This is a genomic window from Aureimonas frigidaquae (assembly GCF_001463905.1).
In the GTDB taxonomy this organism is placed as follows: domain Bacteria; phylum Pseudomonadota; class Alphaproteobacteria; order Rhizobiales; family Rhizobiaceae; genus Aureimonas; species Aureimonas frigidaquae.
This window is the reverse complement of record NZ_BBWR01000017.1, coordinates 177463-191876: the sequence shown is the minus strand read 5'-3', so window position 1 is coordinate 191876 and position 14414 is coordinate 177463. Positions and strand designations below refer to the sequence as shown.

15 protein-coding genes are annotated in these 14414 nt (G+C 64.2%); 5 read left to right on the top strand and 10 right to left on the bottom strand.

Annotation, left to right across the window (positions count from 1 at the left end; translation table 11 throughout):
- Window positions 1–351 precede the first annotated feature (351 nt).
- From AUL30_RS19540 to AUL30_RS16995, 4 genes are all read left to right on the top strand, one after another.
- Window positions 352–699 (top strand): Arc family DNA-binding protein, encoded by a 348-nt coding sequence (locus AUL30_RS19540; RefSeq protein ID WP_083508017.1) that lies wholly within the window; start codon window positions 352–354, stop codon window positions 697–699.
- Entirely contained in the window at window positions 699–1883 is a 1185-nt protein-coding gene (locus tag AUL30_RS17005) for a tyrosine-type recombinase/integrase (RefSeq protein WP_062229086.1), read from the top strand. Before AUL30_RS19540 ends, AUL30_RS17005 begins: the two co-directional genes overlap by 1 nt.
- Window positions 1884–2101: 218 nt before the next feature.
- A complete protein-coding gene (locus AUL30_RS17000) occupies window positions 2102–3211 on the top strand; it encodes a glycosyltransferase family 61 protein (RefSeq protein ID WP_157070261.1) in 1110 nt (369 codons plus the stop codon).
- 147 nt (window positions 3212–3358) lie between these two features.
- Window positions 3359–4840: a PAS domain-containing protein gene (locus AUL30_RS16995; protein ID WP_062229084.1), complete on the top strand. Its 1482-nt coding sequence runs from the start codon at window positions 3359–3361 to the stop codon at window positions 4838–4840.
- 22 nt (window positions 4841–4862) lie between these two features.
- Here AUL30_RS16995 and AUL30_RS16990 read toward each other — a convergent pair whose 3' ends face one another.
- The 3 genes from AUL30_RS16990 to AUL30_RS16980 form a co-directional block, all read right to left on the bottom strand.
- On the bottom strand, window positions 4863–5234 hold the full coding sequence (locus AUL30_RS16990; protein ID WP_062229083.1) for a BLUF domain-containing protein: 372 nt from the start codon (window positions 5232–5234) through the stop codon (window positions 4863–4865).
- A gap of 193 nt (window positions 5235–5427) precedes the next feature.
- Complete coding sequence (gene glsA, locus AUL30_RS16985; protein WP_083508016.1) at window positions 5428–6432, bottom strand: glutaminase A; 1005 nt, start codon at window positions 6430–6432, stop codon at window positions 5428–5430.
- Between the two features lie 34 nt (window positions 6433–6466).
- Entirely contained in the window at window positions 6467–8566 is a 2100-nt protein-coding gene (locus tag AUL30_RS16980) for an ATP-binding protein (protein WP_062229082.1), read from the bottom strand.
- Between the two features lie 269 nt (window positions 8567–8835).
- Between AUL30_RS16980 and AUL30_RS16975 the strand changes: the two genes are divergently transcribed.
- Window positions 8836–9624, top strand: coding sequence for an outer membrane protein (locus AUL30_RS16975; RefSeq protein ID WP_062229081.1), 789 nt, complete (start codon window positions 8836–8838; stop codon window positions 9622–9624).
- A gap of 64 nt (window positions 9625–9688) precedes the next feature.
- Here AUL30_RS16975 and AUL30_RS16970 read toward each other — a convergent pair whose 3' ends face one another.
- The 7 genes from AUL30_RS16970 to AUL30_RS16945 form a co-directional block, all read right to left on the bottom strand.
- Window positions 9689–9925 carry a hypothetical protein gene (locus tag AUL30_RS16970; RefSeq protein ID WP_062229080.1) on the bottom strand — a complete coding sequence of 79 codons (237 nt, stop codon included), beginning with the start codon at window positions 9923–9925 and terminating at the stop codon, window positions 9689–9691.
- Window positions 9922–10080 (bottom strand): hypothetical protein, encoded by a 159-nt coding sequence (locus tag AUL30_RS19865; RefSeq protein WP_157070259.1) that lies wholly within the window; start codon window positions 10078–10080, stop codon window positions 9922–9924. Before AUL30_RS19865 ends, AUL30_RS16970 begins: the two co-directional genes overlap by 4 nt.
- 70 nt (window positions 10081–10150) lie before the next feature.
- Window positions 10151–11374 (bottom strand): MFS transporter, encoded by a 1224-nt coding sequence (locus AUL30_RS16965; protein ID WP_062229079.1) that lies wholly within the window; start codon window positions 11372–11374, stop codon window positions 10151–10153.
- Window positions 11375–11469: 95 nt separating this feature from the next.
- Window positions 11470–11931, bottom strand: a complete 462-nt coding sequence (locus tag AUL30_RS16960) for a DoxX family protein (RefSeq protein WP_062229078.1) — start codon at window positions 11929–11931, stop codon at window positions 11470–11472.
- 72 nt (window positions 11932–12003) lie between these two features.
- Window positions 12004–12321: a hypothetical protein gene (locus tag AUL30_RS16955; protein ID WP_062229077.1), complete on the bottom strand. Its 318-nt coding sequence runs from the start codon at window positions 12319–12321 to the stop codon at window positions 12004–12006.
- A gap of 57 nt (window positions 12322–12378) precedes the next feature.
- Entirely contained in the window at window positions 12379–12753 is a 375-nt protein-coding gene (locus AUL30_RS16950; RefSeq protein ID WP_062229076.1) for a diacylglycerol kinase, read from the bottom strand.
- Window positions 12750–14393 carry a phosphoethanolamine transferase gene (locus AUL30_RS16945; protein ID WP_062229075.1) on the bottom strand — a complete coding sequence of 548 codons (1644 nt, stop codon included), beginning with the start codon at window positions 14391–14393 and terminating at the stop codon, window positions 12750–12752. The genes AUL30_RS16950 and AUL30_RS16945 overlap by 4 nt, the downstream gene beginning before the upstream one ends.
- Window positions 14394–14414 lie beyond the last annotated feature (21 nt).

Genomic DNA, 14414 nt, shown 5'->3' with positions numbered 1-14414 from the left:
GCTTCGAAGTTGGCGCTTCGGAGCCTTTACCTTTTCGGCGTCATGCCGCTTCCCCCATAAAGAACTCGATGAGCTTGGACCGCGATGCGACCCATCGCTAGCCGACCTGCCGCGCAGGCAGATGGCCATTCTTCAGCATATGATAGGTCTGCGGAACGTTACGCCCGATGACCTTCCCAATATTTTCGATCCCCCAAACGAGATCGAGTTGATGGTCGTGTGTGCTCATTATCAACCCTTTCCTAACCAAACCGGCAGACCGCTCGTTGTTAGTGCGTCATTGGTGTGGCATTGAATGTGTGGCACTGGTGGGTCATCAGTGTCAACCACTATTTGCGTCACGGGTGCGGCATGGCTAGAGAAGACCTTCATTTCAGGCTTAGGATACCGGACGATCTCAAGGCTCAAATCGAGCAACGTGCGAATGCATCGGGTAAGAGCATTACCGCGGAAATCGTGGAAAGGCTGCGACACAGCTTCGAGAAAGAAGCGCACTTTATTAAGCTTGTAGAGGACACCCGTGAGCAACTGGATACGCTAAAGACAACCCAAAGCTTTTTCGTTGGTATCTGGGAAGACGCGCTCAAGGAACTGCGCAATACCGGATCGCTTTCGGAGGAAAATCGCAAGTTCGTTACCGAGATGACGGCAATGATGCGCAAGAGTGTAGGCGAACGTAAACCCTCGATATTCGACTAATGAGTGTCCGCAAACGCACGTGGACCACGCCGTCAGGCGAAGAGCGCAGCGCATGGGTGTGCGAATACACAGACGCAGGCGGGAAACGGCGCCGCAAGACCTTCAAACTGAAGAAGCAGGCTGATCAGTTCGCCTCGTCAGCCGCGGTGGAGGTGCGCCAAGGCGTGCATGTGGCCGACAGCGAAAGCACCACAGTCGAGGAAGCCGGCCGGCTTTGGCTAACCGGGGCGCGGGTCTCAAACCTGGAGCGCTCGACAGTCGAAGATTACGCGCGCCTGCTGCGGCTGCACGTCAATCCACTGATCGGACAGACGCGGCTGAACATGCTGACGATCTCTCGCCTGCGCGCATTCGAAGATGAACTGCGGGAGAAGGGTCGTTCGGCCTCGATGACGCGGCGCGTCTTGACCACCATGTCGACACTGCTGGCCGAGGCACAGGAGCGCGGGCTGGTCGGGCGGAACGTTGCGCGTGACATGCGGTCACGGCGCGGCGGTGGCGAGGGTCGCCATCAGGGGAAGCTGAAGGTCGGCGTCGATATCCCCAACCGGGAAGAGATCCGCGCACTAATCAACAGCGTATCGGGCCGCTGGCGCCCGCTGATCTTGGTTGCGGCTTTCTGTGGCCTTCGCGCATCCGAGTTGCGCGGCTTGCGATGGGTCGATGTTGATCTCGGCAAACGTGAGATCCACGTCCGGCAACGCGCTGACCGGTTCAACGCCATAGGGTCACCGAAGTCGGTCAGCGGCGAACGAACTGTGCCGCTGCCTCCGATGGCGCTGAACACGCTGCGGGAGTGGAAGGTGGCGTGCCCAAAGGGGAAGCTCGGTCTGGTCTTCCCGAACATGTCCGGCAATGTGGAGGTGTTGGGGAACATCTTGAAGCGTGGCCTGCATCCTGCTTGGGTAGCGGCCGGCGTCTCGATCGACACCGGCAAGCGGGACAAAAAGACCAAGCCGATCCTCGTGGCCAAATACAGCGGCCTCCACGCCCTGCGGCACTGGCATGCGTCCTGGCTTATCAATCGCAAAGAAGACGGCGGCCTCGCCCTGCCCCCGAAGTCCGTTCAGGAGCGTATGGGACACTCTACGATCGCCATGACGATGGATACCTATTCACACCTGTTTCCACGGGGTGACGATGAGGCAGAGTTGGCCGAAGCCGAGGCATCGGTGTTCGGCTGACGCGACACGGATGCGCCAAGAACTAAATTAGCATGCAATAACAACAGCAAATTCAGGATTTGTAATCAGGGGGTCACGGGTTCGATCCCTGTAGCCGGCACCAAGCTCCCTCCCCCCGAATGGGGGATGCCTGCGCACGTTGGGTGAATTGACGCAACTGTGATCGGATCGTAAGCCTGCCTTCGAACCGATCGACGCGCCCCCACAAGGAGGTGGCCGTGTATTACCGTCTTCCCCTGGAAAATTACCTTCGCAAGCGTCTCCGGCAGCGCCAGGTCCTGGAGGCGGCGGCCTGTGAGGTTGCCGTGGTGCAGCCGGAGGAATCCGAGTGGTGTGCGCAGCCGGCCGTCCATCTGGCAGGCCAACTGGAGCGCGCGCAGAAGAGCGTGGAAGGGCATGCCACGCTGCAGGAGGAGCTGCAGGCCTGCCGTCCGGGCCTCGTGACCCATGCCGCAGTGATCCGCTACCGGCTGCGCGATGCGATCGTGCATCGGGCCGGCTACGACGCGCCGGGCTTCGCGAACCGGATCGTGTCCCGGGCATCGCCGCTCATGTCGACGCGTGAGGGCGCACATATCGAGCGGGCCGTCTATTGCATGAGCCCCGTGTCACGCCGTTACTTCGGCCACTGGTTGCAGGATGCCTGCGCCACGGGCCTGATGAAGGAACAGGAAGACAGCCTGTTCCTCGACGAGCGGCCGGACTGGTCCCACTGCGCGGCCTATAGCGATGCCTTCGGCTTCTCCCCCGTCACGGCGCCGACCGCTCGCGTCGATCTTCTGACCGTCTATCAGGATCACGGGCAGGGTTCGTCTAAGCGCGCGCGCTATCGGCGCATGCGGGATCTCCTGCGACGCGCCATTCCTGTCGACAAACCCGGTCCGAAGGCCGTCTATCTGCGCCGCGGCGCGACAGGGGCCGCGCGGCTGGTCGCCAATGACGGGGCCGTCAGCGATGCGCTGTCACGGCGTGGTTTCACCATCGTCGACCTGCAGGACACCAGCGTCGCCGCGCTGCATGCGAGCCTGCGCCATGCACGGCTCGTCGTCAGCATGGATGGCAGCCACCTCAACCACATCTATACGGCCGCTGACCCGGGAACGGCGATTCTGTCCTTCATCCCGGCAGACCGGTTCACCGCCACCAATGTCGGCTACTGCCGGGCGGCGGGCATGCGCTTCGGAATCCAGCTCGCCATGCCGGCGCCGGGCGGCTACCAGGTCGACATCGATGACATGCTGCGGACCCTCGACCTCCTGGAAAAGGCGGAGGCAGCGCCGCTCGCTTCACAGACGGTCCACGCCGGCGGTACGCCGAGCTACGCCTGATCGTCGCGGCCGCACACGCAAGACTGGTCGAGGGGCAACGGTTACGCTATTAATGCGTGCATGCATGCTCTTCGCCTCTGCCGTTCCCGGCCGAACGCGTTGCTCCAGTGAAAAGCCGCGTTCACACGTCATCGGGAACTGCCAGCCTTGCCAGACTTCACGGAAGAAGCGCGGATCATTCGTGAGCTGACACGCTCCGGAGGCGGGCCTGATCCGTTTTCGTCGGCGGTACGCGCTACGCGAATGCCGATGCTGATCACCGATCCGCGCCAACCGGACAACCCGATCGTCTTTGCCAACGCGGCATTCGCGCGGCTGACCCTTTATAGCCGTGATGAGATCATCGGTCGCAACTGCCGGTTTCTGCAAGGGCCGGACACCAATCGTGGTGAAGTCGCCCGCCTGCGTGCCGCGATCGAGATGCGCTCGCCCATCGAGCTCGAGCTCCTCAATTACCGCAAGGACGGTTCGACCTTTTGGAACCGGCTGCTCGTATCTCCCGTCTTCGGCGATGATGGTGCGTTGACCTATTACTTCGCCTCGCAGTTCGACGTGACCGAAGAACGCGAACATGTGGACCGCCTGCGGCGGGATCGGGACACGCTGGAGACCGAGCTTGTCCGCCGTACGGCCGAACTTCAGGCGAGCGAGCAGCGCCTGCGCTTCGCGCTGGAAGCCGGCCGGCTCGGGAGCTGGAGCATCGACCTGCAAACCGGCCGGCTGACCACATCGGCCGAGTGCAAGGCGATCTGCGGCCGCCGCCCGGACGACTCGCTCACCCTGGACGAGCTGCGGGCGTCGATCCACCCCGAAGACCTGGCCCTGCAGATACAATCCATCGAAGACGCCATCGCCAACCACAGCCTGCTCGATGTCGAGTACCGGATTCATACGCCGGCGGGCGAAGAGCGGTGGGTGCAGATCCGCGGACATGCCAGCTATCGGGCCGACGGCGTGCCGCTTTTCATCACCGGAACGACACAGGACGTGACGGATCGCCGCCGTGCGCAGGGCCAGCGCGCGCTGCTGGCGCGCGAGCAGAGCCACCGCATCAAGAACATGCTGGCCTCACTACAGGCGATCGTGGCGCAGACGATCCGGCGCGCGACCTCGCTCGACGAGGCAGGGGCCACCCTCGCCGCAAGGATCCAGGCCATGTCGGCAGCCAACGACCTTTTGATCAGCGAGGACTTCGGCGACGCGTCCATCGCCGATCTGGTTCGGCGCACGCTGGCGCCCTTCGGCATCGAGGATACGCAGCGGTTCCGCATCCACGGGCCGGACCTGCGCCTGGAACCGCAGCAGATACTGGCTTACGCGCTGGCGCTCCATGAGCTTGCGACGAATGCGACCAAATACGGCGCCTTGTCCAACCAGGAGGGGACGGTGGAAGTGTCCTGGCGCATCATCGACGATGGGGCAAACTCCACATTGCGTCTTAACTGGCAGGAGCGGAACGGCCCGACGGTGCAGCGCCCGGCGCGCACGAGTTTCGGCACGCAGTTGATCCAGCGTGTTCTGTCGCAGGAAATCAGCGGGACGGTCGAGATCGCCTACGAGGCCGATGGTGTCATCTTCGTGGCAACCTCGCCCATCGCCGCGACGCAGGCAGAGTTGCAGCCAGCCTGACACAATGGGACCGCAAGCGGCTTTACGGCCGCTCGTGCACGCGCCGGATCTGGTCCACCATCCCGACGACGACGCCGAAGGGAAGGCTGACCATCGACCAATCCGCAAAGTGACGCGCCCGCACATTCAGGGCGAAGGTCTGCGCGATATCCGTGTGCCGCTTGTCGATCTGTATCTTGCGGAACAGATCGACCACCGCACTCTGCGGGCCTTCGAGGACCTGCATTACATCGCTGCGAAGGATGCCGACGCAGCCTGTTATGCCTACCCGGCTGTTATAGGCGGCCGAGCGCGACAGAAGGTCGTCCAGCGCCTCGGGCGCCGGCTCCCCCACGAAGCGGCTGACGTAACCGATGGAATAGATCTGCGCAGCGTCGGCGGCATCGATGAGCATGAATGGCGTGGTCCCGGCTGTCGGGCACGCATCGGTCGGCTGCCCCGGAATGGTTCGGGTGCGAAAGTGCGTGCCGCATGAGGCCAAGCCCAAGACCTTCAAGTCGGCGACCGCATCTCACGCCCGCACAACCGGAAGTCTAGGGCCGATTGGCGTTCAGGCTCCCCGTGCAATAGACAGCCAGGCAAGTATCTTAACCGCCAACGCCACTCTTGCGACCATGCCGTGATACGCCGAAGACCGACCAGTCCGTCAGCGCCGTCAGCCGCTCCAGGCCGAGTGTGCCGAGCCAGCTGTTGCCCATCGGGTCCAATGCCGGCGACCATACGGCGATCGAGGCGCGGTGTGGGGCGATGGCCAGGATTCCGCCGCCAACGCCTGATTTGGCCGGCAGCCCGACACGGTAGGCGAAGTCACCCGAGCCGTCATACTGACCGCACAGCATCATGATGGATAGGACCCGCCTTGCGCGGTGCGCGGCCTTGCGCGTAATGCCGTCGCCGTCATTGGGATCGTCACGCATGAGAAACCGTCCTGCCCGCGCCAGCCCGCGGCAATCGAGCGTGATGGCGCATTGGCGTACATAGGCGTCCATCACCCGCTCGACAGGATGGTTGAGGTTGCCGAAATGCTCCGTCATGAACAGGAGGGAGCGGTTGAGCGAGCCGCCTCTGCGATCGCTCTCCATGACCGCGTCATCGACGCTCAGGGTCTCACCGTCCAGCATGCTCTCGATGAAACGTTCGACATGTCGGTTCGGCCCGGCCTTCCCCTTCAGACCGACGAGCATGTCGCAGACCACAAGCGCGCCGGCGTTGATGAAGGGGTTGCGCGGTATGCCGCGATCGCGCTCCAGATCGATGATGGAGTTGAACGGGTCTCCTGAGGGCTCCCGGCCCAGCCGCTCCCAGATGGCGTCCCCAAGCGCCTCCAGCGCGACTTCGAGCGCAAAGACTTTGGAGATGGACTGGATGGGAAAGCCGACGCCGGCATTGCCCGCCGCATGCATATTCCCCTGCCGCGTCAGGACGGCGATGCCGAAGCGTTCGAAATCGCCCTTGCGCGGCTTCGGCTTGCCCCGTTGCGCGGCAGCCGCCACCGCTTCCTCGTAGATGGCGGGCGCGCGTTCGCGGACATGGTCGGCGACGGCCTCGACGATCGGCTGAAGCGCATCCTCCGCACCGCGATCCTCAATCATGACGTTCCTCTTTCAGATACGCAGGACCGGGCGGTCAGCCCCCGATCATCGCCTGGATACGGTTGGACAGGATCAGCATGTCGAAGGGCTTCGTCACCACCTGCATGCCGGGCTCCAGATGGCCGTGGCTGAGGACGGCGTTCTCGGCATAGCCAGTCACGAACATCACCTTGAGGCCCGGCCGCAACTGTCGCGCGGCATCGGCGACCTGGCGTCCGTTCATGCCGTTCGGCAGGCCGACATCGGTGATGAGAAGATCGATGGGCGCATCCGACTGCAGGATCCTGAGCGCCTGCGGCCCGTCCCCCGCCTCCATCGCCGTCAGGCCCAGCTCTTCCACTGCATCGACGATGAGCATCCGCACCAGTGGCTCGTCATCTACCACCAGGACGGACTTTTCTTCCAGCGATCGCACGAGAGGTGCGATCTCCGGTTCGTCGATCGCGTCCACGCTCGCATGATGGCGTGGCAGGTACAGGCAGACCATCGCACCCTGCCCCACCTCCGAATAGATGCGAACCTGGCCGCCCGACTGGCGCACGAAACCATAGATCATGGACAGGCCGAGGCCTGTTCCCATACCGATGGGCTTGGTGGTGAAGAAGGGATCGAAGGCCTTTTCGATCACGGCCGGCGTCATGCCGGTGCCGGTATCGGACACGCACATGGAAACATATTGGCCGGGCGGCAGGTCGCGTTCGCGCGCGGTCCGATCGTCCAGCCAGCGATTGGCCGTCTCGATCGTGATGCTGCCGCCATGCGGCATGGCATCGCGCGCGTTGATGCACAGGTTCAGAAGGGCGTTTTCGAGCTGGTTCGGATCCACGAGAGTCGGCCACAGACCCGCCTTTGCGACCGTTTCGACGGTGATCCCGGGGCCGACGGTCCGGCGAATCAGATCTTCCAGATCGTGGACCAGCCGGTTGATGTCCGTGGCCTTCGGGTCCAGCGTCTGCCGGCGCGAAAAGGCGAGAAGCCGATGCGTCAACGATGCCGCTCGCTTGGCGGCCCCTTGCGCGGCGATGACGTAGCGGTCGAGCTCGTCGATGCGGCCCTGCTGCAGGCGGGTGCGCACCACATCGAGCGAGCCGGAAATGCCGGCCAGAAGATTGTTGAAATCATGCGCCAGGCCGCCCGTCAGCTGGCCGACGGCCTCCATCTTCTGGGACTGGCGAAGCGCTTCCTCGGCCTCCATCAGCTCACGCGTCTTGTCCGCGACGCGCTGCTCCAGCGTCTCGTTCAGATGGCGCAGCATGTCGTTCGCCTTCAGCCGTTCGGCGACGGCCGCTCGGCGCTCCTCCACGTCGAGCAGCACGCCGGGAAAGCTCAGCGGTGTCCCATCGGCGGCCAGCTCAACGCGGCCATTCGCCTCCAGCCAGTAGTATTTGCCATCGGCCCGGCGAGTTCGATACTGGTGCGCATAGGGGCCGCCGCGGGCGATCGCCTCCTCGATGGCGCGGGCAAGGCCCTCGCGATCGTCGGGATGGACCGTGTCCACCACCTGGGCAAGGCTCAGGCCTTCGCGGCCAAGCGCCGGATCGAGGCCGAACGCCTCTGCAAAGGCGGCATCGATGGTGAAGCGGTCGGTCGGCAGGTCCCAGAACCAGGTGCCGATGATGGCGCCGGCCGCCAAGGCGAGCTGCACCCGCTGGATATTCTCACGGGCAACGGCTTCGCTTGCCCGGAGGGTTTCTTCGGCGCGCTTGCGGTCGGTGACGTCGCGGAACAGGACAGAGACCTGCCGCAGGCTCGCCGGCTCGAGGCGCGATGCGGCGACCTCGATATAGCGGCCGACATCGGCGAAATCGCGCTCGAAGCGGATCGGCTGACCCGTCGCCAGGACCTTGCCGTAAAGATCCACCCAGGCTTGCGCCTCGGTCGGGGCGATTTCGTAGACGGACTTTCCGACAATGTCGGCAATCCCGGTATGGCGCTCATATCCACTGTTCGCCTCGACATGGATGTAGTCGCTTAAGGGCCCGTGCGATCCATCGACGAACTCGATAATGCAGAAGCCGTCATCGATCGCCTCGAAGAGGGCTCGGTAACGCGCATCCTTCGACGCGGCGGCTACGGACGATTCCGGCTCGGAAGACGCGTCATCGGCTTTTGCGCGTTCAGAATTGGTGTTCACGGCATGTCACTCGAAGGGATCGTTGCGCGACACATAGTCGCCGATGCCGTGCCTTCAACCACGAGAAACCGGCGCAACTCCTGAGGGAGCGCGGGATTGCAACTTCAAGTCTTCCTGACGCGAAGCTGGATCAATGAAATGTGTAATGCGGCTAACATTCCGGCCTGACATGCATGCAGGCTGGACGTCATTGTCGAAAAGACCCGTCGATGCGTTCGAACCACCGACGGGCGTCCTGCCCTTCGGGGTCATCCATTGGAGGGGAATACATGAAATACCTGGCGGCCTTCGGGCTTCTTGCTGCAACGACCCTGCCGGCAGCGGCTGCGGATGTCATCTTCGAGGAAACCGTCGTCACGCCCGTCGTGGCCATGACGGCGCCGTCCTGGACCGGCTTCTATATCGGTGCGCAGGCCGGTGGCGGGTTCAACCCGTCCAACCCGGACAATATCAGCATCATTCCGAGCTTCCCGGGCGCCTTCCCCGGCAGTGCATTCGGCTCCAACTACACGTCGAGCTTCGAATCCGGCTTCGTCGGCGGCGGTCATGTCGGCTACGACTACCAGGTCGGCAACTGGGTCGTCGGTGCCATTCTCGACATCAACGCCACCGATATCGGTGAGCGCCAGAGCGCCTTCTCGAGCACGCCGGCCTTCTACACGGCCGAGCGCAGCCTCGACTTTCTGGCGACGGGCCGCCTGCGCGGCGGTTACCTCCTCACCCCGCAGACCCTGCTCTATGCAACCGGCGGTGTTGCCTATGGCGATGTGAACTACCGCTTCGAAGCCAACTCGGCCCCCTTTGCCACCGCCGTCGCCTTCCCGGACGACAGCGATCGCTGGGGCTACACGGTCGGCGGCGGCCTGGAGTTCCTGGCCACGGACAACATCTCGTTCGGCGTCGAGTATCTCTACACCAATCTCGGTGACGACGATTCGACGACGCGCTTCTCGGCCGGGCCTTTCGGCGGCGGCGTCGGTGGCTTCACCGACTTCACCGGCACCAGCGACTTCGACTTCCACACGATCACGGCCAAGATTTCCTACCGCTTCAACTGAGCCTTCGGAACTTCCAGCCAAGCGAGGGCCGCCCATCGAGGCGGCCCTTTTTGTTTGACGATTCTCAGGCCGCGGCGCGAATGGCCTCGACCAGCCGGTCCAGAGCTTCTTCACCGGCTTGCGTCAGGCGGCCGCGATCGCCCTCGACGGTCAGAAGCCCGGCTTCGCGCAGGACTTCGACACCGCCGGCATCGGCGCTATGCCCGGCGCCATCGCGAAGGACGACATCACGGACACGCTCGCCGCTGGCAAGCTGGTGGTAGGCGGCGAAGGTCAGGACGGACAGGGCACCATCCGTCATGCCCGGTCCTCCGTCTGACGCGGCGCGTCTTCGGCATCGGCCGGGACATCCTCGCCCAGTTCGATCCCGTCCTCGTAGGTGGGGGAGCGGCCTCCCTCGCCCGTTTCCGGAAGGGGCCGCGTATCGTCAGGCTTGTGCGGATTGATATCGGACATGGGTACCTCCTTGTTGTGGGATGGAAGCGCGCCGGGGCGCGACAGGTTCCCGCATCCGCTGACTTGATGGTTATGTCGTGCGCGGCTCGGCCGGGGCGATGACGCGGGACTGGGTGATGAAGAGGATCAGCGCGAAGACTGCCACGCCGCCATGCACCCAGTAGGCCAGGCCATAGCCGCCGAGCCCGGTGAGCCAACCGGCCACCAGGTTGCTCAATGACGCGCCGATGCCCTGCATCGTCATCACCGCCGCAAGCCCCACATTGAACCGTCCGGTTCCAGACAGGATGCGTTCGGCAGCGACCGGGGTGGCGATGCCGATGAGCCCCGCGCCGACGCCGTCGAGGATCTGGACCGGAAAGATCGATTCGAAGCCGGTGAAGAAGCCAGCGATGGCGCCGCGCAGCGGCAAGGCGATCAGCGCGATCAGGAAGACCGACGCCAGCCCGTGCCGCCGTATGAGCCAGGGGGCCAGCAACGCCATGACGATCATGGACAGTTGCGACACACCGGTGGTGATGGCTGTCGTGCGGAACGGGGTGCCGAGCTGGACGGAGAAGTCCTGCGCGATCAGGCGGGACATGGGCGCATTGCCGAAATGGAAGATCATCAGCGTCACGGCCAGGAGGATCAGACCCCGGCTGCGGAACAGGATGGACAAGCCGGAGGGCTGGGGCCCACCCTCGTCGGCGCCGAGTCCCCGGGCAGCATCGTGATCGATATCGCCCGGGCGGATTGCCAGCGTTGCCAGAACGGCCGCCACGGCCGTCGCGGCCATCAGCAAGACGACCCCGGTGATCCCATAAAGTACGGTGACGGCGTAGATGCCGGCCAGCGACAGGACGTTGCCGACATGGTTCCAGAACTCGTTGCGCGCGATCTGGTGCGGAAACGCCTGCTGGCCCACCAAGCCGAGCGTTAAACCCGTCAGCGCCGGGGCGACGAGCGCGCCCACGATGGCTGTCAGCGACTGCCCGCCGAAGACCGCGTAGCTATCCGGCGTGGCCAGCACCCAGAGCGCAGCCGCAGTCACGAATATGACGGGCAGGATGATCAGCGCGCGCTTGTGGTGCGAGGAATCGACATAGGCGCCGAACAGGGGCGTGGCGATCATGCCGAGGAGGCCGCCCATCGTGGCGATGATGCCGAGCGTCATCGGCGTCCAGCCATTGGTCGCCAGGTAGCCGTCGAGGAACGGGCCGAGCCCGTCCCGCGCATCGGCCAGGAACAGGTTCAAGGCCGCAAGCGCATAGAGTGATTGCCGGCGATGCGCCGGTTTCGACGAAGCCAACATCCGGAACTCCTTGTCCGGATGCTGGGGAGGATCGCATCTCGGCGGCCCCGGAACGGGCCGCCGACGGGATTGGTTCCCGGCTAAGAAAAGTTACGTCAGAACTGGCGTCCGAGGGCGGCGTCGACCGAGTGCCGGTTGGCCCCGCGAATGGCGAAGAACAGCGTGATGGCCGCCCAAAGGATGGACTTTTCCGCGCCGGAATAGCCCTGCCCCTGCGTGATCCAGTGGAACCATACGGTCACGAGAAGGACGATCGTCGCGGCCAGGGCGGCCGGGCGGGTCAGGAAGCCGATGGCGATCAGAAGTCCGCCCAAGAACTCCGTCAGCGCCAGGAGCGGCGACCAGAAAACGCCGGGATAGAAGCCGAGCCCCTCCACCATGCCGACGGCACCGAAGGGGTTCATGATCTTCGGCAGACCGTGGGTCACGAGCGCCAGCCCGCAGACCACGCGCAAAAGCGTTTCGGACGCTGTGTAGAGGCCGGCATAGAGGCCGTTGAGGGCCGGGATACGCGAGGGCACATCGAATCGAGGATCGTTCATTGTCTTGTCGTCCATGCAGGAACATGCCATCTGGCCGCGCGCGGCCCAAGGTCATGGCAGTTCGATTTCAGGTCTTGGTGTTATGCGTCAGGCCTGAAGGGCACGGGGTGGGCGCTCGCGCGCGGCCGGAGAGGTTCCCTCCGGTAGAAGCAGCGCCTGCCGCCGGGGCAAAACGATCCGGACCGGCCGGATGGCAAGCTCCGCGACGGCAGCCGGGATGGCCTTGGCGGCACAGGACGGGCCGTCCTGCGCACCGGGCAGAAGGATCGGCTGCAGATCGGCCTTCAGGCAGGCCTGTATCATGACCTTGCTCGGGCACGGGGCATCCACGGTGCTGGCGGCACGCGCAGCCGCACCTGCGGACAGGACGAGCATCAGCGCCAGGAGGATACGCAGGACAAGCATGCCCTCTGGATTAAGCCGCTAAGGCTGCAATCGCAAGGTGCAACGGCACCATAAGGATCAGACCAGCCGTATCAGCGACGCCGCTGCAAACAGCCCGTTGGCGACAATGAGCGAGAAGACGGCGAAGGAACCGAGATCCTTAGCCTGGCCGGCAAAGGTCGAAATCTCCGGGGACACCCGGTCCACGATCACCTCGACCGCCGTGTTCAATGCCTCGCAGGCGAACAGGATCATCAGGAGCACGGCCTGCAGCAGGACCTCTGCCACGCCGCATCCGGCCAGAAGGAGAAGCCCCAGGAGCAGGCTGGCGGCCAGGACCTCGTGGCGGAAGGCCGTTTCGTGCCACAGCCGGCGCAGTCCGGCCATGGAATATCGTGCCGCCGCAAGGACGTGCCGCGCGCCGGATGTCTTGAGCCCGGTGCCGATGGTCATCGCACCACTCCCCGATGGGCCTCCGCGACCTGCGCGTTGCGGCAGGGTGCGAAGATGTCGAGCCCCGGCTCGTAGACGGCGGTGGAGACCTCCGACATGCCCAGCATCGTATGGAACACATTGTCCTGCGACAGTTCGGCATCCGACAGATCTGCCACGCAGGCGCGGTCCAGGGACACGAGATCCCCGTAGCCGGGCGAGAACCAGGCGATCATGGGCACATGGGTCTGGGTTTCGGGCGCAAGGAAATACGGTGCGCCGTGAAGATAGAGCCCGTTCTCGCCCAAGGATTCGCCGTGATCGGACAGGTAGAACAGGTTCGTCGCCAGGTCGGTGCGCGCGGCGAGATGGTCGATCATCTGCGACAGGACATGATCGGTGTAGAGGATGGTGTTGTCATAGGCGTTGACGATCTCGTCCCGCGTGCAGTCGGAGAATTCCTGACTGTGGCAGGCGGGCCGGAAGCGCTCGAACTCCGGCGGGTAGCGCTCGAAATAGGCCGGGCCGTGGCTGCCGAGCTGGTGCAGGACGATGACGCTGTTGCCCTTCACCGCATCGAGCGCCTTGTCCAGCCGCTTCACGAGGATATCGTCATGGCATTCGCCGCCGGAACAGGAGGCGGTGTCGTTGCCGGCCGGCAGGAACTCATACGGAATGCGGTCGGCCACCTGCATCGAACCCGTATCGTTGTCGTACCAGCGCACGTCCTGCCCGGAATGGGTCAGGATATCGACGAGGTTCTCGCTCGCCAGGGCCTTGGCCTCGCTATAGGCCTTGCGCGGATAGACCGAGAACATGCACGGAACCGACACGGCGGTGGAGGTGCCGCAACTCGACACATCCGTGAAATTGGCCACCTGCCGTTCCCGCAACTCCGGGGTCGTGTCGCGGCTGTAGCCGTTCAGGCCGAAATTCTGCGCACGGGCCGTTTCCCCCACGACCAGCACGGTCACGACGGGTCGCGCCGAATGGGCAATGCGGTCGGACTGGCGGGCATCCAGGCCAAGCGGCGCGGCGACGATGTCGCGCTCCTGCAGGCGGCGCGCTGCGTAATGCACGGCGGAGGCGATCGGCGCCGCCGGGTTCAGGCTTCCCATCAGATCGCGATGCGCACGGAACGTGCCCGCAAAGGACTGGTAGTTCAGGGCGACGATGCCGAGCGCCAAGGCCAGCGCCGGCAGCACCATGCCGGCATTGCGCAGGACTTTCGCCCCGAAATCGCGATGTCGGACCCTGACCAGGGCCACCAGGCCGGCCGGCAGCAACCCGAAGAGGATCATGTGCAGCACATAGTCCGGGGTGATGAGGTGCCTGGCCTCGGCCGGCGTGGTCAGCATCACGTTCTGGATCATCTGGCGATCCACCAGAATGCCGAACGTGTCCATGTAGAAGCTGGCGGCGGCCGCTATGAGGATCAGCGCGATGAAGAGCGGCTTGGTGAGATACTTGACCGACAGGGTCGTCAGCGCGGCAAAGAACAGAAGGTACAGCCCGGCCGCGAAGGCGGCCAGCGTCAGCGGGTAGCGGCCGAAATACTCCAGCCCGCGGGACCAGAAGGAAAGATTGGGGCCGAAAAGAAGCCATGCCGCCACCAGGGCGGATAGTGTGATGCTTCCCAGGGCAGGTCTGTGCAGTCGCATGGCGTTCCTCAGCGGCAAGGG